At 56.0% G+C, this 21,042-nt stretch carries 18 protein-coding genes and 4 pseudogenes; 12 read left to right on the plus strand and 10 right to left on the minus strand.

Features of this window, described 5'->3' with window-relative positions; genetic code table 11:
- Positions 1-222 precede the first annotated feature (222 nt).
- Genes cysC through MW046_RS13780 form a run of 3 tightly spaced genes read right to left on the minus strand, consistent with a single transcriptional unit; the run spans position 223 to position 2,659 of the window.
- Positions 223-1,077, minus strand: coding sequence for an adenylyl-sulfate kinase (gene cysC, locus MW046_RS13770; RefSeq protein ID WP_247995157.1), 855 nt, complete (start codon positions 1,075-1,077; stop codon positions 223-225).
- Positions 1,077-1,445 (minus strand): hypothetical protein, encoded by a 369-nt coding sequence (locus tag MW046_RS13775; protein ID WP_247995158.1) that lies wholly within the window; start codon positions 1,443-1,445, stop codon positions 1,077-1,079. Before MW046_RS13775 ends, cysC begins: the two co-directional genes overlap by 1 nt.
- Positions 1,436-2,659, minus strand: coding sequence for a sulfotransferase (locus tag MW046_RS13780; RefSeq protein ID WP_247995159.1), 1,224 nt, complete (start codon positions 2,657-2,659; stop codon positions 1,436-1,438). The genes MW046_RS13775 and MW046_RS13780 overlap by 10 nt, the downstream gene beginning before the upstream one ends.
- Before the next feature lie 179 nt (positions 2,660-2,838).
- Here MW046_RS13780 and MW046_RS13785 point away from each other — a divergent pair, with 179 nt between their 5' ends.
- A complete protein-coding gene (locus MW046_RS13785) occupies positions 2,839-3,594 on the plus strand; it encodes a YqcI/YcgG family protein (protein WP_247995160.1) in 756 nt (251 codons plus the stop codon).
- A gap of 399 nt (positions 3,595-3,993) precedes the next feature.
- On the opposite strand, the pseudogene MW046_RS13790 reads toward MW046_RS13785, so the two are convergent.
- A pseudogene (locus tag MW046_RS13790) lies at positions 3,994-4,814 on the minus strand (aldo/keto reductase).
- A gap of 249 nt (positions 4,815-5,063) precedes the next feature.
- Here MW046_RS13790 and MW046_RS19465 point away from each other — a divergent pair.
- Entirely contained in the window at positions 5,064-5,567 is a 504-nt protein-coding gene (locus tag MW046_RS19465) for a helix-turn-helix domain-containing protein (protein ID WP_282190242.1), read from the plus strand.
- Between the two features lie 276 nt (positions 5,568-5,843).
- Here the strand turns inward: MW046_RS19465 and MW046_RS13800 are convergent, their stop codons facing one another.
- Positions 5,844-7,334: an aldehyde dehydrogenase family protein gene (locus MW046_RS13800; RefSeq protein WP_247995162.1), complete on the minus strand. Its 1,491-nt coding sequence runs from the start codon at positions 7,332-7,334 to the stop codon at positions 5,844-5,846.
- A 1,323-nt stretch (positions 7,335-8,657) separates the two neighbouring features.
- Here MW046_RS13800 and MW046_RS19575 point away from each other — a divergent pair.
- Positions 8,658-10,166, plus strand: coding sequence for a formate/nitrite transporter family protein (locus MW046_RS19575; protein WP_368411425.1), 1,509 nt, complete (start codon positions 8,658-8,660; stop codon positions 10,164-10,166).
- 509 nt (positions 10,167-10,675) lie between these two features.
- Positions 10,676-10,936, plus strand: coding sequence for a hypothetical protein (locus MW046_RS13815; protein WP_247995163.1), 261 nt, complete (start codon positions 10,676-10,678; stop codon positions 10,934-10,936).
- Between the two features lie 556 nt (positions 10,937-11,492).
- Here the strand turns inward: MW046_RS13815 and MW046_RS13820 are convergent.
- The 3 genes from MW046_RS13820 to MW046_RS13830 form a co-directional block, all read right to left on the minus strand.
- The gene (locus MW046_RS13820; protein WP_247995164.1) at positions 11,493-13,832 is read right to left on the minus strand and encodes a glycoside hydrolase family 95 protein; all 2,340 of its coding nucleotides are present in this window, start codon (positions 13,830-13,832) and stop codon (positions 11,493-11,495) included.
- 200 nt (positions 13,833-14,032) lie between these two features.
- Positions 14,033-14,245, minus strand: coding sequence for a hypothetical protein (locus tag MW046_RS13825; protein WP_247995165.1), 213 nt, complete (start codon positions 14,243-14,245; stop codon positions 14,033-14,035).
- The gene (locus MW046_RS13830; protein WP_247995166.1) at positions 14,178-14,327 is read right to left on the minus strand and encodes a hypothetical protein; all 150 of its coding nucleotides are present in this window, start codon (positions 14,325-14,327) and stop codon (positions 14,178-14,180) included. Before MW046_RS13830 ends, MW046_RS13825 begins: the two co-directional genes overlap by 68 nt.
- 26 nt (positions 14,328-14,353) lie before the next feature.
- Here MW046_RS13830 and MW046_RS13835 point away from each other — a divergent pair.
- The 8 genes and pseudogenes from MW046_RS13835 to MW046_RS13865 form a co-directional block, all read left to right on the plus strand.
- Positions 14,354-15,048: pseudogene (locus MW046_RS13835) on the plus strand (amidohydrolase family protein); the annotation flags it as partial.
- A 10-nt stretch (positions 15,049-15,058) separates the two neighbouring features.
- Positions 15,059-15,551 (plus strand): annotated as a pseudogene (locus MW046_RS13840) (urease subunit gamma).
- A pseudogene (gene ureG / locus MW046_RS13845) lies at positions 15,445-16,061 on the plus strand (urease accessory protein UreG). Before MW046_RS13840 ends, ureG begins: the two co-directional pseudogenes overlap by 107 nt.
- A complete protein-coding gene (locus tag MW046_RS19470) occupies positions 16,062-16,310 on the plus strand; it encodes an urease accessory UreD/UreH family protein (protein ID WP_282190238.1) in 249 nt (82 codons plus the stop codon).
- Positions 16,311-16,393: 83 nt separating this feature from the next.
- Positions 16,394-16,945 carry an urease accessory protein UreD gene (locus MW046_RS19475; protein WP_282190239.1) on the plus strand — a complete coding sequence of 184 codons (552 nt, stop codon included), beginning with the start codon at positions 16,394-16,396 and terminating at the stop codon, positions 16,943-16,945.
- A 56-nt stretch (positions 16,946-17,001) separates the two neighbouring features.
- Positions 17,002-17,346 carry a hypothetical protein gene (locus tag MW046_RS13855; RefSeq protein ID WP_247995167.1) on the plus strand — a complete coding sequence of 115 codons (345 nt, stop codon included), beginning with the start codon at positions 17,002-17,004 and terminating at the stop codon, positions 17,344-17,346.
- A 9-nt stretch (positions 17,347-17,355) separates the two neighbouring features.
- Positions 17,356-17,541 (plus strand): hypothetical protein, encoded by a 186-nt coding sequence (locus MW046_RS13860; RefSeq protein ID WP_247995168.1) that lies wholly within the window; start codon positions 17,356-17,358, stop codon positions 17,539-17,541.
- A 99-nt stretch (positions 17,542-17,640) separates the two neighbouring features.
- Complete coding sequence (locus MW046_RS13865) at positions 17,641-17,868, plus strand: hypothetical protein (RefSeq protein ID WP_247995169.1); 228 nt, start codon at positions 17,641-17,643, stop codon at positions 17,866-17,868.
- 462 nt (positions 17,869-18,330) lie between these two features.
- On the opposite strand, the gene MW046_RS13870 is transcribed toward MW046_RS13865, so the two are convergent.
- Both MW046_RS13870 and MW046_RS13875 read right to left on the minus strand, forming a co-directional pair.
- Complete coding sequence (locus tag MW046_RS13870) at positions 18,331-19,236, minus strand: DMT family transporter (protein WP_247995170.1); 906 nt, start codon at positions 19,234-19,236, stop codon at positions 18,331-18,333.
- A gap of 53 nt (positions 19,237-19,289) precedes the next feature.
- Positions 19,290-20,894 (minus strand): HAL/PAL/TAL family ammonia-lyase, encoded by a 1,605-nt coding sequence (locus MW046_RS13875; protein WP_247995171.1) that lies wholly within the window; start codon positions 20,892-20,894, stop codon positions 19,290-19,292.
- Between the last annotated feature and the right edge of the window lie 148 nt (positions 20,895-21,042).

The following is a 21,042-nucleotide window of genomic DNA, read 5'->3' on the forward strand; positions in this document are numbered from 1 at the left end:
AGAACTGGAACAGCTACGACCGGATGAGGAAGCCATCTACTGACGCTACGCTGTACGTTCGGGGTCGATCGGTTCGCCATTGACGGTGGCGTCAGTAAGCATCCTTTCGGCATGGTTATAAATGGTTTCGGCACCGCTGGGCATACCACCGCGTTATGTCGCCGAACTATCAAGTTCGTCCAAGAAACAAGCGCGATACGTTTGGCATCAGATGGAACATACCTAGTCCGATAAATGCTTCCCTGTGAGGAGTTCACACTGTTCGTACTCTTGCCGTGTTTCTGTTCCACTTATCTCCGCTATCTCCTCAGGAACCGAGACGACCGAATACCCTACCTCACGCCCAACAGTGACCGTATCGATGTCTGGAACGATCATCACCTCGACGTTCGGATGATTGCTATATACGTCTTCAATGAGTTCTTTTCGCTCCTGTGCAGTGAACGGGTTTTTCTCGCTGAGCTCGGTGTCGCGGATAGCAACAACGACCTCTCTGTTGTCGGCAACGGAATCGATGATAGTACGATGACCATCATGGAGTGGCTGCCACCGACCGAGAAACACGTGGCTCGGCTCGGACTGACGATTCAGCTCCATATTGATTTCCTTGAGGTTTTCCTTCTTTGAGTGCATCGCAGTCTGCACTTCGAGCACACCCTCTCCTTGCTCAGGCACCTCGAAGGGCGCATCGATACCGGTGAAGTTCTCTATCTTCCCCTTCCGAGCTTGTTCATACATGCCCTTCACATCGCGCTCCTCACACACATCAATCGGTGCTTTGACGTGGACGAACGCAACGTCGCTTACCTTCTCACGAATCATCTCGCGTTGTGATTCGTATGGTGTAATGAACGAGGCGACGACATCGAACCCTTGCTTGTTTAACCCTTCAGCTATCCCGGCAGCACGTCTGAGATTCTCAGTGCGGTCCTCCTTCGAGAACCCGAGGTCGGTGTTGAGCGTGTCGCGAAGATAATCTCCGTCCAAGTGGACCGTCTTCGGACCAACTAATCCTTCAGCGAGGGTTGTCTTCCCGGAACACGGTAGCCCGAAGAGCCATGTTGTTTCGCCCACCATCAGTCCACCTCCCTTGTGAGAGAGGCGAGTTCATTCGCACTCGCTCGGATTGTACCGACACTGGTCGTTTCGATGTCGTACTGTCCGGCGAGTTTCGACGCCGCGTTCGGTGTATCGTTTGACATGAGAATCGTCTCATCCGCTGTAATCGTGAAATCCATCGCTTGTTTTCCGTCGTAGCACGATTCTAGTGTCTCGGTATTCTCGATGTGGGGGTGTTCGAGAAACTGGTGTTCGTTGGGAGTAGATCCGCGAGACCCAGCAACCGTACAGAGGAGCGCGGTTTCGAGATATAACTCACAATCTTTAGGTGCCTCACAAGGGGAGTATGTTGTACCGTGGGAGGCTGCCGCTTCGCTCAGATCCATTCTGACTCCTCCGTGTATTCCAGTTGCTCGACGATGTCGGTATACGTCCCATCGGCTCGTTCGAGTACACTCTTGATGAGATCCGCTCTGTTTCGCCAGCGAGCGGGTTCCGGTTCCTTCGTCGTCATCACTTTATTGGGGTTCTCAACGTTCTCAGAAAGCAGCGCCGACTCGCCGAGATCGGCGAACTCGACGATTTCCTCGACGGTAGCGTCGGTCTCGGTGATGACGTCCTCAAACCGAACTCGAAGGACATCATCGAACGCGTCGCGGTCAGTAAGGATGTGGCGGTGAGCTTGGGTCCACTGTGCCAGGCAGATATCGATGAGTTTTCCCTCGTTAACCCAGTCCGGCGGAAGGTCGTAGCTCCACAGCGAGCCGTCGTATCCTTCGAAATCGAGGTCACCCACGTCGTACGTCTGGAACCCCCTGTTTAGACGCCATCCATCATAGAGACCGTTAATCGACGCCGCCGGGTTCCGCGTGAGATGAACGACTTTGATGTCTGTCTCGGGAAATAGCTGATTGCGGATCCATGAAAGTCGGTATGCATCAACGCTCGCTTTCAGGATGAGCGTCCGTTCGAAGTCGTCAGCCGTGAGACTGCGTTTGTGATCGTGCGAGGAGACGAACGGTCGGTCCTCGATCGTTTCGGTTTCGAGCGGACTGTCTGCGTCCTCTCTTGCGTACTCATCGTACTGTAGCGTCGAAATCCCGAATCCCTCGAGTACTTCATCGAGGGAGGCGCCCTCGAGCAATTCCTCGCGCACCTGCTCGTACGGAATATCTCGATGCGGGAACTGCAATGGAAGTCGGACGAGCGCGTTGTCTACACGATGCGTTCGGTCGCCGGATCGCTCAGTTGCGCCGACATCAGCTAGGATATCTGTCAGAAGCTGCTCCCGGTTGAACGACTCGAAGTCAGCAGGAACGACGTCGGACTCGAACGCCGGGTAACAGATCCCGTTCAAGGTGTACCATTGGCCGTGTTCGCCATCGGGACTACACGTTCCTTCATGGTGTCGAAGGATATCGAAAAGGAGGCTACTGCCCCCTCTTGGAGCCGATGCGATAAGTAACACACTGTCGAAGTCATCAGCCCGATATTTCGACAGCGTCGATCGTTTGCCATCTGATATAATGCCTTCCGTTATATGTTCGTAATTTCGTCGAGCGGCATTTTGCGGGCCACTCATCGTGGGTTCGCTATTCATGTGACTCTCTACCTATGGCGTTTATCGGGAGTAAGGAGCATAAGCGCAGGACTTTCTCACGCTGGCCGCTCTATCTACTACCCCTCACAACGGATGAAAATTTGCGTTCCTGCTGAAAGTGAGACAGCAAGCGCATGCAGGCGAAATATACTCTTAATTACTTCCTCTCAGCTATACAAATGGGAACGCTCGATACAGACGAGCTCTGGACGAAAAGCGAACTCGAAGACGCTATCGAGCGTGATGCATTGGCTGACTGGAAGGCACTGCGGTATACGACCTTCCACGAAACGATGACCGATGGGGATACTCCCTATCCATGTTATTTCGCGGTCGAAGCCGAACGGACCGGATGCTTTCGATATCTCTTTCCCGGCAGCCCAGATGACCCTACTGCCCGCTCACAACTCACAGATGCGCTCGTGACCTACCTTGATGGTTATAGAACAATTGGCGATATTACCTCACTGGTTATCCTGTTTGAACCGCCGATAAGCGAACAATCTACAGAGACGTACAAGCGCCAGTTTTGGGAGTTGCTTGAAGCCCTCTGGGATCGGGATCCTGAGCCGTGGCCCGAGTTGGTTCCCACGGATCCTAACCATCCGAAGTGGCGCTACTGTTTCGCCGGCGAACCCATGTTCTTGGTTGCTCGTGCACCATTCTACGAGGCACGACGCAGCCGATACACACCTCATGGGCTCGAAATCACGATCCAGCCTGCAGGCGTCTTTGAGGGACTCTCTGGAATGTCCGATGAGGGCCAGCGCGCACGAAGTACCATCCGCGACCGGCTTGCCAACTATGATGAGATGCCACGACATCCGGATTTGGGTGATTACTCTGACCCGCGACGGCATGAGTGGAAGCAATATCTGCTTCCAGAGACAAATGAGGAAAGCATTGCTCGCTGTCCACTCCCAGAACGGTCGTGACATCCTCGAACGAAAACGGATCGAGGAAGAAGCATCTGCGCGAACACGGGAAGTCTACCAGAAATATAAATTTATTGTCGATAGACTCAAATCGACTTGTTGAACGCGTTCGCGATCATCTCCAGTCGATGCAAGGGTTCTCACCACAGAAACGCAAAACAGAGGGCTTCAGGGTGGATCGCATCGACGCTCGGCATTCTCGGGAGGATGAACGCATCGATGAAATCGTTGAGAACCTAGTTGATACGGCAACTACGAAACGTCTCATCTAACTTACGTTTCGTCTTCTCGCGGAGTGTCGTTCTTCGGTGCGCGTTTCCACTCGTACGTACTTCGGTGTCTCGTCAGATCCAACTGCATCGGATCGGTGAGTTCATCTTTCGGACCGTTCTCTCGATTCTATGTCTTCCACGGGCCGTGATCGGGATCGATACACTGCTTTTCACGCTCGATGGCGTCGATCGTCGCGATGTCCTCCGCATCGAGTTCGAGATTCTGGCCCTCGAAGTTACTCTGGAGGTGGTCTTCGTTCATCGTACGCAGGATGACGGCGACGTTTTCCTTCGAGAGCAACCACGCGAGGCTCATTTGCGCCGGACTCATACCGTGTTTGTCCGCGATTTCCTGTATTTCCGGGGTGTTGAAGACCTCTCCTTTTGCAAGCGGAGAGTAGGCGACAAGCCAGTGATCGTGTTCGCAAGCATACTGGTGTAATTCCTCCTGTTGGAGCAGGGGATGCATTTCGACCTGGTGAGCAAAGACAGGTGCGCTGAGGACCTCCCGTGCTTCGTCGAGTAGGTCCGGCGTGAAATTGCTCAACCCCACGTGACGGATCGCACCTTCCTCGTAGAGACGGTCATATGCTGGAAGAACGGTTTCATGATCATAGATGCCGACAGGCCAGTGGACGTATAACATATCAACATAATCAAGGCCGAGACGATCAAGACACCCTTCGGCGGCCTCAAGTATACCTCTGTATCAGGATTAGGACCCGGAATGTCGACATGGACCGTCTTGGTGGAGACGAAGACATCTTCGCGGGGGACGGACGCGTTTTCGAGTCCTTCGCCGACGTATTCCTCATTGTCGTAGACCTGGGCTGTATCAATATGACGGTAGCCAACCTCGAGTGCTGATTCGACTATTTCAGCCCAGTGCTCTCTGTTATCGTCTGAATACGTTCCAAGTCCGAGTCGTGGGACGTCGTTTGTCGGCATATTTATGGAGGCTCAGGGAAGACAGAAGACTCTAGTGGTTGCGAAAGAGGGGCCAGTGGAGAGTATGTCCAGCTCGGTGCCATCTACCCCGATCACGGTCTTCCTTGAGAAATGCTCGGCGCATAGGTCGGCTCAGTAGGGAAGATCGCAAGGCAATGAATGAAATCGCTACCGACGCGGCTGACAGGTGGGGAGCCAGCCTGGCTCTATCGAATTGAGTGGGTGACAAGGGTAGCGCTGGTCTGCCAGATGCTGACCGGTGAAGTGGCAACGATACTCTCGGCGGTCGGGAGTGGCAGTGAGTGGTTCTTGCGGCTACTCTATCCCAACCGGGAGGCCTGCTCAGAAATCCATACAGTCTGTAAGACCTACAACCTCGGTCTCATAGTCGACTCGATTCGGACTATTGACGGTGAGCAGTCTACACACCACGGCCTCACCGACGCCCAACACATGGCCCTTGCTCAGGCCTATAATATGGGATACTTCAAGGTGCCACGCGACACCAGCCTTGCTGCGGTGGCTGAGTCCTTGGACATCTCTCACCAAGCGCTCTCAGAACGCCTTCGCCGCGCCCACCAGACGCTGATTGGGACCATGATCAGACAACAGGGATCGGCACAAACCACAACCAAGACAGCCCCTACTGACGGCTCCTCCTCGCAGACCCCGATGGCTATGTCCTGGAACTGTCGCAACCTCACAGGCAGTAGCGACGCGCTCTTATCCTCCTTCAGAAAAATCGTCTATTGATGGATTGCCGTTACTGCTGTTAGGTCGGACGGATCAAATATTGAAGGATATACGTCGCGCCAGCCACAATGGTAAAACAGGCGATAGAACCTGGGAGTATCGAACTACCGAGAGTGAACTATCACCAACGAGGATGGTGAGAATTACATCTCAATGGCAGATTTCGCGATCCCGTTCGTCGACGAGCTTGAACACGGTAACGCAATCGGAACGGTGTCGGATCCTGATCCATCGAAAGGCCGTAATATGACTATATACTGGGAATTCAGAGGAACTTCAGAATGGGTACTCGCGCGCCTCGTGTTGAATCGAGATCCACTTGGTCTCCGTGATCTCGTGAAGGAAGGCGTCGCTGTTGTACGTACCGACGCCGGATGCACCGGTACCACTGAACGGGACGTGCGCCTCGTCGTTGATCGGCTGATCGTTGATGTGGACGTTCCCGGTCACCATCCGTTCGGCGATCTCCTTACCGACATCGAGGTCCCCAGCATGGACAGATCCCGAAAGGCCGTACTCAGTATCGTTGGCGATTTCGACCGCCTCGTCGATGTCGGAGAATGGAATGACAGGGGCGATCGGACCGAAATGTTCGTTGCAGGCGGCGGCCATATCGTTAGTCACACCTGAAAGGACAGTGGGTGCGACAACAAGGGAGTTGTCGATCCCTTCGAGCGCGACGGCCTCGCCACCCGTTTCGAGCGTGGCACCCGCATCAACCGTTTTCTCAATGTAGCCGAGCATCTCGTCGCGCTGAGATTCGTCGATGATCGGTCCGACGATCGTGTCCTTGTCGTGAGCACTCCCGACCGGCAGCGACTCCGCTCGATCAACGAGCCGCTCGACGTACTCATCATAGATGTCTTCATGAACGATATGGCGGTTAATCGAGATACACACCTGCCCTTGGTGGACGAACGACCCGAAGGTGCCGCCGTCGATCGCGCGGTTGAGATCGGCATCGGCCGTCACAATGTGGGCATTGTTTCCGCCAAGTTCCATCGCTGGGATCGCCAAGTTCTCCCCCGCAATCCCGGAGACGTGCTGGCCGACCTCCGTCGATCCGGTGAACGCCACTACGTCGCTTTCGGGGTGGCCAGCGACACGGTCACCGATCTCCGACCCCCGTCCAGTCACGACATTTATGACGCCGGCCGGGAGATCAGTTTGCTCAAACAGCTTGCCGAAAAGGAGCCCACCTGTAATCGGTGAGTTGGACGACGGTTTGAGGACGACAGCGTTACCGGCAGCGATTGCGGGCGCAACGGCACGCATCGAGAGGTTGAGCGGGAAATTCCACGGCGAGATGACCGTGACGACTCCCTTGGGACCCCGTTGGACCAGGTTTTCCTTCCCTGGAACATTCGAGTCAACGTGTTCTCCCTTCATACGTCGAGGGAGAGTCGCAGCTTCGCTCGCGTGGTCAGACGCAATCTGTATCGACGTCTTACCCATGATCCGTGAGCCCCCCACCTCATTCTCTAGCAACGTCATGATCTCCTCGCTGCTCTCTTGGAGAACGTGAAGGAACTGGTGAATCACCTCTTGTCGACGCGCCGGTGGCTGGTCCTTCCAGTCGCTTTGAGCGGCTGCTGCTGCCTCATAGGCGGTGTTGACATCCGCCTCAGTTGCAGCCGGAACCTCAGTGAATACCTCCCGAGTCGACGGATTTTCGTCAGTCAGCGTTGCATCGCTCTGACCGCTAGTCCACTCACCATCGATGTAGAGTGCGTTCCAGTCGGTCTCGGGCGAGAGATCCTTTGACATCGGTGTTTGACCATATGGTCTAACCGCGTAAAAAGGATAGGAATAAGAAAGTCGACCATGGCTGTTTGGGGCAGACAAAGGGAAGTGTCAAGGTTAGAGCGTCGCATTGTGGAATGTCGCAACGGCAGTGAGCCATGATCTGGGGAATCAGGGATGCACCGGTGAGCAATCGCCAGAAGTGCCTGGTTCGGCACTTGAACAGTCCGAGCCAAGCTTCGATGAGTGGCCGATTACCCCACGTTTCTCGCGTGATATCACAATCCAAGAGATCGCACGGTTGGGAGAGACCGAAACAGCCAGTACTTCGAGCATCACACAATCGACTGCCGCCCAGATGTAGACCACTTGGCTGTCGATTTCGATGTTCGTCTCATCGACAGTGACCTCGTCTTGATCCCGGCAGTCCGGCTTGAACAAATGCAGCTGATGAAACCACAGCCGAATCGCCTCGTGAAAACGATTACCGAACGGTTCGATCTTGCGGTACGAGGGACCAGCATGAGACAGAACGCTGCGAGGACATGCCGACGGAGCGGCGTATCTTCATGTGTGCACACGGCCTGCTTGTGGGCCCGTAATCTGAAGGTTTCCTTGAAAGTTGTAGGATAGTATGACCCCACCGAAGTAGTGGCAAGGGTGAAGGAGGCGATGCCAATTACAGACGTATGGATGTAATGCGTCTGCTATTGACTCACAATGACCCAGTAGCATGTACAAGACCCGCTTGCAAAGATTTCAATCACGTCGTAATCGTCATATCATATTCTGTATGTATGTAACCCAATATTAATGATCTCGGGCAGCCAGCGACACTCACTGCGACGCCACGGCCGAGGTATCTGGACTACGGTCTATAGCGCTCAGGATGTCTCCGCTTGTGTTTTGATGGCTGCCGAGAAGCCTCGGCCACTGGATCTCCTGACCGTTGGTAACTGTCTATGCCGTGCGCTCGGTGTCGACTTCGATGCCCCTCCTGACGTCGAATAGCGACTGATAAATATACCGAAGGTCACCCAGCTTTCTGGCGATTATCTGATTACCATCGTCTCAAGCTGGTATGTCTCGAACTAACGTTTATGCCTGTCTCTCGTGTATCCCAGAGCACTATGATGACAGCTACGAGTGAATCACTTGACGAGGAACGAGAGATGAGTATTCTATACTGGCGGTCAGATGTATGTAAACAAACTCCGTCGCAGAATCTGGTGACATCGGTCAATTTAGTCAAAAACGAGATGAGCGGATTCCCCACTGATAGCGTATATTACTCACAAGACAGAAGTGTTACACAGTCCAACTGGGAAATCGACCCGATGAAGTCATATGAGTCGATCTAGGGTATCAACACTTGCTTCACCAGTTCACGAACGCGATCATACCAAAGGGCCGGACGACGCACCTGTGACGTTGGTCGAATACGGTGACTACGACTGTCCGTCCTGTAGCGATCTATATCCAATACTCAGGCGGATTCAAGACCGGCTCGGGAACCGGTTGCGATTCGTCTTTCGCCATTTCCCCCTGTCTAGGGTACATCCGCATGCACAGCGTGCTGCCGAAGCAGCCGAGGCAGCTGGGTCTCAGGGACAATTCTGGCAGATGCATGACCAACTCTATGAACATCAAGACGCACTTGAGGAGGATCATCTCATCGAGTATGCTGCCGAACTCGGACTCGATACAGACCAGTTCAAGCAGGAATTGCACGAGCGAGTCCATAAACAACGCGTCAACCAGGATGTCCAAAGCGGTACACGCAGTGATGTTACCGGCACGCCCACCTTCTTCATCAACGGTGAGCGCTATGAGGGCCCGCTCGAATTCGATCATCTCCTCGGGGCACTCGCAGAAGCAGGTGGGTTCTTGGGTATTCAATCACAACTGGACAGCGACACTCCTGCGCTCCGAGAGACGATCGACCGCTCGCGGAGTGGGGCTCCCGCAGCCGGAGCGGCCATCCGTGATCGATTCTCGTCGGACGAGATCTTCCAGCGCATCGTTGCGAGTGCTGATGAGGAGATCGATTCGAGCACTCGTGAGCTTTTTTTCAGCGGGCTCGCCGCCGGGTTCGCTATCACGCTGACGTTCCTGGGACACGCAGTAGGCAGTGCCCTCTTTCCCACCAACAGCTTTCTCAGTGCCGTCCTCTATCCGCTTGGCTTTCTCTACATCATCATGGGACGATATCAGCTGTATACTGAGAACACGTTACCACCAGTCGCGCTGGTTCTGACCCGACTTACCAGCGTACCGATGTTGTTTCGAGTGTGGCTGATCGTGTTAGCAGGAAACGCAATCGGAGCGGGACTCGGCGCGTTCGCCCTCGCAAACAGCCACGTCCTCTCGCCTGCTGCGATGCGCGCTGGTGCTGAATTCACCCGGCACGGGATTTCCCTCGGGTGGTGGGACGTGTTTCTCAAGGCACTGTTTGCGGGATGGCTTGTCGCTGGCGTGGTGTGGCTCGACCACGCTGCACGCGATACCGTCTCTCGCTTTCTGCTCATCTATATCGTGTTCTATATGATTGCTGGGGCTGAACTGTATCACGTCATCACGGCAGTGTGTGAAGCGTTCTATTTCGTGTTGGTCAGCGGAGCCGGGCTGTTCACCGTCTTCTACGAGTTCTGGTTGCCAGTATTGCTCGGAAACACTATTGGCGGTGTGGTCTTAGTCGCGCTTGTGAACTACGCACAGACGACAGAACGGCGCTTTCCGGACCGTGATCGCCAGCTGCTCAAACTTAGCTGGTCGGACTGGCTGTTCGGGCAGCGTACCATCCGGCCTGAGGTGTCCTCGTTTGTGGAAGACAACGATGCTGACTCCAACGATTGACGGTAATTATCCCCAATAATTTAGTATTTAATTCGTCTAAATTTACCAACGCTCATTTGGCTGCCAGTCTTTTCTTGAAGTCAGTGATTGCGGACTCGGATACTTCGAGACTCGAGAGATCCATCGTAGAGAGGACGTGGTTAGGCTTCGTGAACTGGATCTCTTCGTAGGTACCGATCTGGATACGATTGCCTCACAGGTCGTAGAAGTCGAGACCAGTGCTCGTCCCACTCACGCTCTGTCCACCAGGGTTAGAGACCACGTTCACGAGCGATACGACGGTCACCGTGCCATATTTCAGACAGACAGCCCGTCAGTTGACTCTCTCGTGGCATCCCCGAAGTATCCCCGATCTGAAGCTCTCGAAGCGAGTTGTAGGATCAGCAGTCCGATGATAGCCCATGTCCGTAATTCGTTCGCCGATCTACCTCGCTTTGTAGTCGGGTATGGATGAATCGCCCATTACTGGTTCCCTCATTTGATCATTTGTCGGACTCACTGATGTCTTTGTGCACGACGACCCGAAGACGCTCCTTGAAGCCTTCGGGGCGATCGACAGAATCGACATCTATCTCATTGAGTGTGTCAGCCACTCGGTCGTCGTCCGTTTCGACGTAGAGAGCGAGGCGGTCATCATCCTTACGGATGCGGGAGAGCGTTCGACGGCTGATTCCGGTGCTCTGGAGCACGCTCAGAATATCAGATTCACGGCGGTCCTCTCTGAGCCGGTTAATTCGCTGGGTAACGGAACCATCCTCCTCCGCAAATAGACTGTCCTTCTTCCGTCACCCATAGCGATTCCTATAGGAGTCAAGATGTCATAAGACAGTACGCATATCTGTGTTCTATTCATTTGATAAATGGGTCCGAGATTATCTGTGTATGTCGGATCGCATGTAGTTTGCCTCCCCGAAATCGCCCAGGGGATGCTTGTCCGAGGGTCATCCGTTTTGCTGCCTGGCGTTGTACGCTTCTATCGCTTTCTCGCCGGCCTGCTGGGCGGTTGAGGCCATGCGGACATTGTCATCTGGGAATTCTCGCTTTGGATAGCATGGGTTACTCCCTGTTGTGAGTGTTACTGATTTGGCTGAAATGATATCACGAGCTAATTAACTATCCCACGAAACAACCTCTATGAAATCCTGATCCAATACTCTGAAATTTACTTATCGACTGCGATCGGTACCGCGTTGGACTTCGATACGTGGCACCTCGTTGATATCCTAGTCAATATAGACGAATGTGAGTATCGAGTCAAACTGAGAATCAAAACAAAACGGTTCTAGAACTCAGTGAGTAGTGTCTTTAGTACTGGTGACGGAGACGTCAATTCGATGTTGCGGTCACGCGGTAGCGCCCTCTCTCAGTCGTCTCGAAGGTCAGCGTGCCGTCCTCGCGGTGCGCATCAACGGGAGCACCATCAGACGTTTCGACGGCGATGTCGGGCGTCGTCCTTACACGACAGCTTTCTCCGGATCCCGAACGGATAGTCGCACGATCCAGGCTCCCGTCGGACCACTCGATGTCCACCTCGAAGTCGCCACGGGCACGGAGCCCTGAAACCGACCCATCTTCCCACGTGTCGGGGAGCGCCGGCAGGAGACGAATCTCGCTTCCGTGGCTCCCTACCAGCATCTCGACGATGCCTGCAGTACCTCCGAAGTTTCCATCGATCTGAAACGGCGGATGGAGGTCGAAAAGGTTAGGCGCAGTCGAGTCCGCTAGGAGCGTTCTGATCCATTCGCGGGCTCGCTCACCATCTTCAAGTCGGGCGAACTGGTTGACCAGCCACGCGGCGCTCCACCCCGTATGCCCGCCACCGTGTTCAAGGCGCCGGTCGAGGGTCGTCCGCACTGCGTCCGCGAGGTCCGGGGTGTCACGAAGTGTGATTTGATCGCTTGGGTGTGCTCCATAGAGGTGCGAGATGTGTCGGTGGCCCGGATCGGCCTCCTCGTAATCCTCGATCCACTCCTGCAACTGGCCGTATTCGCCAACCTGCATCGACGGGAGACAGTCGAGCGCGGCTAGGAGGTCCTCATGAAACGTTCCGACCACACCCAGTGTCTCTGCGGCGGTGACGCAGTTCTCGAAGAGATCGTGAGTCAACTGCACGTCCATCGTTGGTGCGTATGTGATCGTCGCCTCCTGTCCGTCGTCGGTGATATACGTGTTCTCCGGCGACATCGACGGTGCCGTCACCAGCCAGTCCTGCTCAGGGTGCTCAACGAGAAAGTCCAATACGAACGCCGCCGCCTCACGCAGGATGGGATAAGCCGTCTCGCGCAGGAATTCTTCGTCGCGGGTGAACGCGTAATGGTCCCAGACGAGGCGGGAAAGCCACGCTGCGCCCATCGGCCAGAGACCCCACCACGCGCCGTCGACAGGCGAGACGTTCCGCCAGAGATCAGAGTTGTGGTGGACGGCGAAGCCGTCACAGCTGTAGTGAGCATTGGCGATGCGGCGGCCCGGTCTCCGGAGATCGTCCACGAAGTCGTAGAACGGATCCGCACACTCTGCAAGATTCGCTTGCAAGGCCGGCCAGTAGTTCATTTCGAGGTTGATATTCAGCGTGTAGCCGCTGTTCCACGAGGGATCAAACTCCTCGTTCCAGATCCCCTGTAGGTTCGCTGGTTCCGTGCCGGGCCGTGAACTCGCCATTAAGAGATAGCGCCCAAACTGCGCGTACAGTGCCACGAGGTGAGGATCATCGTCACCCTCGACAACGCGATTGAGACGCTTGTCCGTCGGCTGGTCCACAGGATCGCCGAGGTCCAACTCTACGCGATCAAACAGATTTTGGTGATCAGCGACGTGCGCCCGCCGCAAATCGCCGTAGGACTGACCTGCTACCGTCTCCAGCACGTCCTCACTGGCTGTAGTCGGGTCCGCTGTCTCGTGGCTCGTGAATCCGGTCAACACAACTGTCACCTCGTCGGTGCCCGTGACTGCGAGCCCGGCGCTCGACGCGCGCGGTGCGTCCGTCCCCGTCACCTGTTGAACCTCGCCTGTTGGTACGTCCATGCGGGCCTGCGCCTCGAAATGCATCCCCCACCCGCCCTCGCCACGGTTGTCAGCTGGTGGGTCGGATACAGTACCGCGGAGAAAGAGGGTGTCGTCTCGGGCGGCATCGCGGGCATCCTGCTCCCGGTGGAAGCCGATCGTCGCAGCCATGTCGGCTGGACCGTCGGCTGTGATGCGGATCACGATGGCGTCGTGGGGCGCCGAGGCGAAGTACTCGCGGTTGAAAGTCGTTCCTTCGTGATCGTATTGGATTCGCACTATGCCCGCCGATAGGTCAAGTTCGCGCTGGTAGTCGGTGACACTATCGTGGTCCATTTCGAGATACAGGTTCCCGAACGTCTGGAACGGTCGCAGTCGGATTGGATCACCCATCATCTTCTCCTCGGCGAGCGCCTGCGCTCGTTCCACCTCGCCGTTGAACAGGAGCCCGCGGACCTCGTCTACGTATTCGCGGGCGACCGGATTCGTCCGGTCCTCGTGGCCACCCGCCCACAGCGTGTCGGCATTGAACTGTACGCGTTCGGTATCAGGGCGTCCAAAGGTCATGGCCCCGAGGCGGCCATTTCCGATTGGGAGTGCTTCCAGCCACTCCGTCGCGGGCGTGTCGTACCATATCGTCGTCTGGGGATCGAATGTCGGAGGCATGGTTCCGGAAGAAAGGGCGATTAGTTAATACTAGGGGTTAGCGAAGTACAGCTTGGATGAAATCATTATAAATTTACCTGTCTATTGGTAGAGAGCCAGCCCCGTGTTATTTGTATCTTACACGAGATTTTCAGTACGGATCCGACATCTTACCGTCTTGTCCCCGTTCGCACGCCCCCGAGGGGTGATACTGTTCTACCTTAGGACGTGTTGACGACGACGCGGCCTACTTGCTCGTCGCCTTGGCGGATGAGATCGATGCCCTCCTGTAAATCCCCTAGTGTCACCTCATGGGTGAGTGTTGGCGAGATATCCACTGATCCGGTTGCGAGCAGCGAAAGAGCCTCAGTCAGTTCTGAGCGCGTGGTCGCCTGAAACGCGGAGCTGGCCTTCGCGTACGTCGTCGAACTCAACTGAGATGTCCTCGGTCTGGATACCAACGGTGCCCGATTCGTATCCGTTAGCTCCGTTGATGGCGTCGACGGCCTGCTCCATCGCGATGGACGACCTGGAGCACTCGACGCATCCGTCCCGAGACGATTGCGGCCGAGGACGTGCTCCACGACATGGGTGCGATCTCGATGATGACCACCGACTCCCAGGCGATGGGTCGGATGGCCGAACTCGTCACCCGGACGTGGCAAACCGCGAGCAAGATGAAGGCGCAGTGCGGGCCGCTGTCCACCGACCGTAACGCGGACAATCACCGGATCAAGCGCTATCTTGCCAAGTACACTATCAACCCCGCGATCACCGCTGGCATCGACGAGTACGTCGGGTCCCTCGAACCGGGCAAGATCGCCGACCTCGTGGTGTGGGATCCGGCGTTCTTCGGAATCAAACCCGACGTATCTTCAAGAGCGGCTTCCCGATCTCGTCAGCGATGGGCGAGGCAAACGGCTCGCTGATGACCTGCGAGCCGACCGTCCAGCGCGAGCGCGCCGGCGCGATGGGCAGCGCGAAGCAGGAACTCTCGTTGACGTTCGTCAGCGAGGCCGCCCACGAAGGTGGCGTGAGCGAGGCCTACGACCTCGACAGCCACGTGGTGCCCGCTTCGGGTATCCGTGATCTTGACAAGTCCGATATGCACTACAACAGCTACGCACCCGACGACATCGCCGTCGATTCCGAGACCTTCGAGGTTCGGATTGACGGCATGCCCGTAACGTGCGAACCGAGCGACGAACTCCCCCTCGCACAGCGGTACATGCTATGAGAGATCCACAATGAACCTCGTTCCGAAAGAACAAGAGCGCCTCACGGTGTTCATGGCCGCAGAGCTCTCGCGCCGCCGGATAGAGCGCGGCGTCGCGCTGAACTATCCCGAGGTCGTGGCGTACGTCTCGGACTGGATTGTTTGAGCGCGCACGCGACGGCTGGAGCGTCGCGGAGATCCGAACTGGAGCCACCCAGTTGCTCTCGACCGAGGACGTGATGGAGGGCGTGCCCGAGATGGTCGACACGATCCAGGTCGAGCCTGTCTTTCCCGATGGTACGAAGCTCGTCACGGTTCACGATCCGATCCGCACTGAGGGAGCACGCGACGTAGAGAACGACGAGGAAGCCGTCGAGGAGGAACATCGATCGGGATCCGCGGGGCGGACTCGTGAGCCTGACCCACCGCGACGTGGCAACGGTTGGGATCGGTGGTCCCGTGGGATCGGCCAAAACCGCACTCGTCTCCGAACTCGTTCCACAGCTCACCGAGCGCGACCTTGACGTGGGCGTGATCGCCAACGATATCCTGACCCAGGAGGACGCCGACACGCTCCGTGAGCGCTTTACGGGACTGATCTCGCCGGATCTGGTCGCAGGTGTCGAGACCGGTGCGTGCCCTCATACTGGCATCCGTGAGGATCCTTCGATGAATTTGGCGCAGATCGATTCTTTCCTCGCCGATCATCCCGACCTCGATCTCGTCCTCGTCGAGAGCGGTGGTGACAACCTCGCGGCGACGTTCAATCCCGAACTTGCCGATTACTCCCTCTACGTGATCTCGGTGGCCGAGGGCGAGGACATCCCACGAAAGCGCGGACCGGGGGTCGTGGAGTGCGATCTCCTCGTCATCAACAAGACCGACTTCGCCCCCACATTGGCGCGGACCTCGACACGATGGAGCGAGACGCGGCCGAGGTTCGGGAGGGGCCCGTCGCACCCACCAATTGTCGGGAAGGAGAGGGGATCGAGGGCGTCCTCGATCCCCTCACTGAGGGGGTGTTGTTCGCGTAGATGGCCGCCGATGCTCCACATCCGGCCTTCGAAGGGTACGCCATGGAGACGGTTCCCCAGGCATCCGTCGGCGCGCCGGGAAAGGATGGGCAGCTCGAACTTGCCTTCGCCGCGGACGCGGCGGGCCGAACGCGATTGGTTCGGGACTTTACACGGGCCCCGTTCCACGTCGGTCGCGCCCTTGACCACGACCATCATCCCGACGTCGCCACGGTCTACATCCAGTCATCCACTAGCGGCGTCGCGTAGGGCGATCGCCACTCGATCGAGATCTCGGCCAGTGAAGGCACGATCGCACCCGTCTCGACCGCGAGCCGAACTAGGTGCTCTCGATGGAACACAACTACGCGGCCGCTTCGGTGTCCCTCGACATCGATACGGGCAGTTATCTCGAGTACCTGCCGGAGCCAACCGTCTTCAACGCCGACGCGCGCTACCACCAGGACGTGACGCTCCGCATCGCGCCGGGCGGCTGTGCGGTCTTCGGGGAGGTCGTCGTTCCGGGCCGATTGGCCCGCGACGAGCACTTCGAGTTCGAGCGCTACGTCTCGCAACTGCGGGTTCAAGGCGAGGCCGGGTTGCTGTTTGCCGATACGACCGACCTTCACCCGGCCGAGAACGATCCGACCGCTCCCGGTGTTCTCGACGAGTTCACCGTCTACGGCAGTCTGTACGTCGTCGCGCCGGCGGAGGGTTCTTCGGCTGAATCCGCAGTCACCGACGAGCGCCCGGAGCCGGCGTCCCTCAGTGATGCGCTCCACGAGCGTGTCGCGGACTGTGAGGCGCATGCTGGTGCAACGCTTCTCCCGAACGACGCAGGCGTCCTCGTTCGCGCGCTCGGTCACAGCGCCGACTCAGTTACCGACGCACTTGACAACGCCTAGGATCGTGCTCGAACCGATCTCCTCGGGGTTTCAACCCCCGATCCGAGGAAGTACTGATGCTGGTCGACGACACCTGTCTCGGATCGATCGAGGAGTCCGCGCTCGCCGAGCGTCTCGAATCGGAGGCGTACTCGACGGTCACACTCGACGACACCGAGCGTCGACGCTCGCTGGTGAGCGGTTACTCGCGCTCCAGTCGGATCTCCGCGAGGACGGCCTGGTTGAGGAGTACGCCGAACTCGTGGATATCGGCGACGCTCTCGCTCGTCGGGAAGAGCCTGCCGATCGATCTCGTGCTCGCCGACCGTGGGTTCGAATCACTGCAGGTCTACCAAACCCTGAACAATTTCGATGTCACCTATCTGTTTCCCAAGGTCGAACGGGCGCTCGAAACAGCGTAGCTCAAGTAGATGGAACAGGAGGACGAAGACGTTGTTGTCGAACAGGCGAGGGTGACAGCGAGAAATGGGGGCCATGACTGTCGAGGGCTCTTTGTCCCGAATGAAAACAGCGACACACAGGTGTGTATCACGAACAAGCGGATTACACCTGAAAACGCCCAGCGATGGGTCACGCACTACGCGTATCGCTGGTAGATCGAAGCCGAATACCGCTCGATCAAACAAGAATTCCTCGCGAAAACATCCGCCAAGAATCATACCCTCCGGTTCTACTACTTCGTGTTCGGTGTCCTGATGTACAACGTCTGGCGACTCACGGAGGTGCTGCTGAAAGCCAGCATCTCACGGAAACTGACGACCGCTCCGCCTGTGATCACTGCTGGTGAGCTCGCTGATTGGATGGCGATTCACCTCCAGCTTGGCCCTGACTGGGCTGCCACTCTCCCCGTCGGGAAAGCAGTAGATGGAGCGACAGCTCTCTCTCTACCTATCCTCACTATGGACGACTGGTACCGGGGATAGCTCGTGTACCAACGCCATTCCTGAAGCATATCTCCTTCCCACATCATTTCCACCATATATGATGGAATAAAAGATGCTGATGCACGGATCACGGTTACACTTCGAAGTTAGGGAGACTGGTCGTCTCGGCGACAAATGTGATGCGCTGATAGCGCTCCCGACTCGTGTTCAGCACACGATGGACGCCTGATGTCGGGCAGGTAGCTCAGCAATGCATAATCCCGGACCTCTTTCTATCCCATTCTGACCGTCGAAAACTGCCACCGACGCGCATCAGTTCGCCATTTCTCAATAAAGAGTGAGCGGGTCTTGGAGTTACATAGACTCTAAACCCAAGACCTGCTCACTCTTTGAATAGAGGTACCGTCCCTATTTATATATTTTTGCATTTATATTGAGATGGAACAGAAATATGACTGTATTTAGCAGCTTGTTCATTCGCTTCCGAAGTGATGAGAATTGTCATGGCGACTTTATTTCCTCGCTTATCTGGTCATATTTTGTTATAGCAAACCCGGTGGTGATGACGACGAATCCGAGTACTATCGGCATCGTGATCGGCTCCCCAAGGAGTAACCAGCCGTTTACTGCGGCAAAGATCGGGGCGACATACCCGATAAGGTTAATCTGGACGGGACCGATACGATCCAAGAGCGTGAAATAGATGAGATATCCCACGCCAGCGGCGATCACTGAAAGATAGCCAAGCGCAGCGATCGCAACGGGGGACCATACGACCGATACCAGCGATTCACCAGGGAGTCCAACACTCGTACCGTGGAGTACAACTGCACCAACGAGCATCATCCATGCTTGCATCGATTGAACAGGGATTGCCGTGCGATATCGTTTGGTGAGGACTGCACCGAGCGCGAACGCTGCGGCGGCGAGAAAGACAAACACCACTCCCCGAGCATCAGCGTCAGTGAGTGCTCTTGTAGATGGATTAGCGATCAACATTGTCCCGAACATTCCAAAAGCGATTCCGACGGCTTCCATCCATGTGACCCGCTCATCAGCCAGTAAGTAACCCGAAAAGACAGCTGCAAGCACTGGGTCGAGACTGATAATGACGCTCGCGACTGCACTCGTTACGTACTGTTGGCCGATGAATAGGAGTGCATGGTGAGCTGCGACAAAGAGCACGCCACCGATAGCGACTTCCATCCACCCTGCGCGTGAGGTGGGCCGCCATTGATCGGTTGAGATAATCGCATAGCCTAGCATCAACACGCCCGCAATATCGAAGCGCAGTGCTGCAAGCAAGACTGGCGGCACGTAGGGGAGTGCCGCGCGCGTGGCTACGAACGAACTCCCCCAGAGTGCCGCGAGCAGGACGAACAATCCGGATGTTTGATAGCGAGACATGTGGTGATCCAGTCGATACATAGCGACCGATGATCGAGCACTGGACGCCCGACCTATGCCTCTGGAAACGCAAGCGACAACTGCTCAGCACCGTGGGTGTTTTCGACCATTCGGACGAGTTCCCCACCTTTCGTAAGTGCCTCCATACGGTCGAAATCGCCAGTGAGCTGCCGATCCTCGGTCACCGGCGGGATTTCGTCGCGAATCGTCTCGTAGACTGTTTGTGAGACAGGCGAGAGGTGGTCTGGTCCACGTATTTCGGCTGCCTGTGCTGCAGCCATCAACTCGAAATCAAGCACTCGCCGCACATGTTCGATGATCGTCCGCGCCTGTCGTGCAGCGATCAACCCCATGCTGACGACATCTTGAAACTGTCCGTTGAGCGAGAGACTCTGAATACTCACTGGCGATGCAAGCACACGGTTCTCTGCAATCATCGAACCAGCCACGTACTGAGCCCCTTCGTATCCACATGAGAGTTCGTCAGGGGCCAAAAACGGTGGTAGACCCTTACTCACTGCTGGATCAAGCAATCGAGCCGCCTGTCGCTCACAGATCACCCCAACCTCAGCGAGACTCAGTTTGAGTACGTCCATCGAGTGGGCAAGTGACTGCGCATGGAACTGTGCCGAGTGCAGACACTGGTCTTCCTCGGGAATAACAACCGGATTATCGTCGACGCTGTTGAGCTCTGTCTCGACTGTATCCTTACAAAAATGATAACTTTCGAGCGTTGGACCAATAATCTGGGGAATACCTCGGAGAGAATATGAGTCTTGACGAAATGCGTCCGTATGTACCGACTCGTCTTCGTTGAGGAGTTCGTCAAACTCGACCTGTATGACCTCTTTCTGGCGAATGAGATCACTATCTTCGAGGATATCCCGTAGGATCGTCCCGACACGTAACATTCCGGGATGGGGGCGGATGGCAAGTACATCCGGGTCGAACGGCTCCGCTGAAGCATGGAGCACCTCCATCGAAAGGGCAGTCGCCAATAACGACGTTTTCAGCACATGGTTCGCTTCACGCAACGCCATGGCTGACATTGGCGTTGTCGCCGTCGTCCCGTTCATACACGATAGCCCTTCCTTTGGTTCGAGCGTGATCGGATCCAACCCCTCGTGGTCGAATGCCTCCGCAGCGTCCATCGTTTCCCCCTCGTAGAGGACATCGCCGTCACCGGTGAGCACGGTTCCGATATGTGCCAGCGGGTTGAGATCGCCGGATGCACTCACTGTCCCTTGCTCCGGAACAACGGGCGTAATATTGCGGTTGATGAGTTCCTGCAATAGCTTGGTGAGTGCGAGCTGGACGCCAGAATGGCCTTGAGCAAACGTATGAAGTCGCACGCCCATCATTCGTCGGACCATCGCCTTGTCCAGTCGATCGCCGACCCCGACAGCGTGGCTCTGACAGATATTGTGGCTCATTTCTCGTGACTGATCTGGCGGGACGATATTGTGGAGAAGCTCTCCAACGCCCGTCGTAATCCCATAGATAACGCGTCCCTCGTCCAGCCAGTCGCCCACGTGCTCGTACGATTCCTCGATGGCTTGAGTGGCTGCATCGGTCAGTTCGACTGTTGTTCCTGATTTCCCTAGTTGATGAATCTCTTCGATTCCTAGCTCTTGCTTGGGACCAAGTCTGATTGACATCATCACCATCTTTATTTCATAGAATATTCAGTGTAACGATCATGTTGATAATATTCAACACGATACACAAATACCTTGCACAATTTAATCTTCTATTATAACACATATACTTTGTAATATGACATAGTATATAGAATAATAATTATAA

The organism is Halocatena salina (genome assembly GCF_023115355.1).
GTDB lineage: Archaea > Halobacteriota > Halobacteria > Halobacteriales > Haloarculaceae > Halocatena > Halocatena salina.

Coding starts and splice junctions, on each gene's coding strand:
- MW046_RS19470 (WP_282190238.1), top strand. CDS start 16,062: ATGGCCGCCGATGCTCCACATCCGGCCTTCGAAGGGTACGCCATGGAG.
- MW046_RS19475 (WP_282190239.1), top strand. CDS start 16,394: ATGGAACACAACTACGCGGCCGCTTCGGTGTCCCTCGACATCGATACG.
- MW046_RS13865 (WP_247995169.1), top strand. CDS start 17,641: ATGTACAACGTCTGGCGACTCACGGAGGTGCTGCTGAAAGCCAGCATC.
- MW046_RS13860 (WP_247995168.1), top strand. CDS start 17,356: ATGGAACAGGAGGACGAAGACGTTGTTGTCGAACAGGCGAGGGTGACA.
- MW046_RS13875 (WP_247995171.1), bottom strand. CDS start 20,894: ATGTCAATCAGACTTGGTCCCAAGCAAGAGCTAGGAATCGAAGAGATT.
- MW046_RS13800 (WP_247995162.1), bottom strand. CDS start 7,334: ATGTCAAAGGATCTCTCGCCCGAGACCGACTGGAACGCACTCTACATC.
- cysC (WP_247995157.1), bottom strand. CDS start 1,077: ATGGTGGGCGAAACAACATGGCTCTTCGGGCTACCGTGTTCCGGGAAG.
- MW046_RS19465 (WP_282190242.1), top strand. CDS start 5,064: ATGCTGACCGGTGAAGTGGCAACGATACTCTCGGCGGTCGGGAGTGGC.
- MW046_RS19575 (WP_368411425.1), top strand. CDS start 8,658: ATGAGTCGATCTAGGGTATCAACACTTGCTTCACCAGTTCACGAACGC.
- MW046_RS13780 (WP_247995159.1), bottom strand. CDS start 2,659: ATGAATAGCGAACCCACGATGAGTGGCCCGCAAAATGCCGCTCGACGA.
- MW046_RS13855 (WP_247995167.1), top strand. CDS start 17,002: ATGCTGGTCGACGACACCTGTCTCGGATCGATCGAGGAGTCCGCGCTC.
- MW046_RS13820 (WP_247995164.1), bottom strand. CDS start 13,832: ATGCCTCCGACATTCGATCCCCAGACGACGATATGGTACGACACGCCC.
- MW046_RS13870 (WP_247995170.1), bottom strand. CDS start 19,236: ATGTCTCGCTATCAAACATCCGGATTGTTCGTCCTGCTCGCGGCACTC.
- MW046_RS13785 (WP_247995160.1), top strand. CDS start 2,839: ATGGGAACGCTCGATACAGACGAGCTCTGGACGAAAAGCGAACTCGAA.
- MW046_RS13830 (WP_247995166.1), bottom strand. CDS start 14,327: ATGGAGCAGGCCGTCGACGCCATCAACGGAGCTAACGGATACGAATCG.
- MW046_RS13775 (WP_247995158.1), bottom strand. CDS start 1,445: ATGGATCTGAGCGAAGCGGCAGCCTCCCACGGTACAACATACTCCCCT.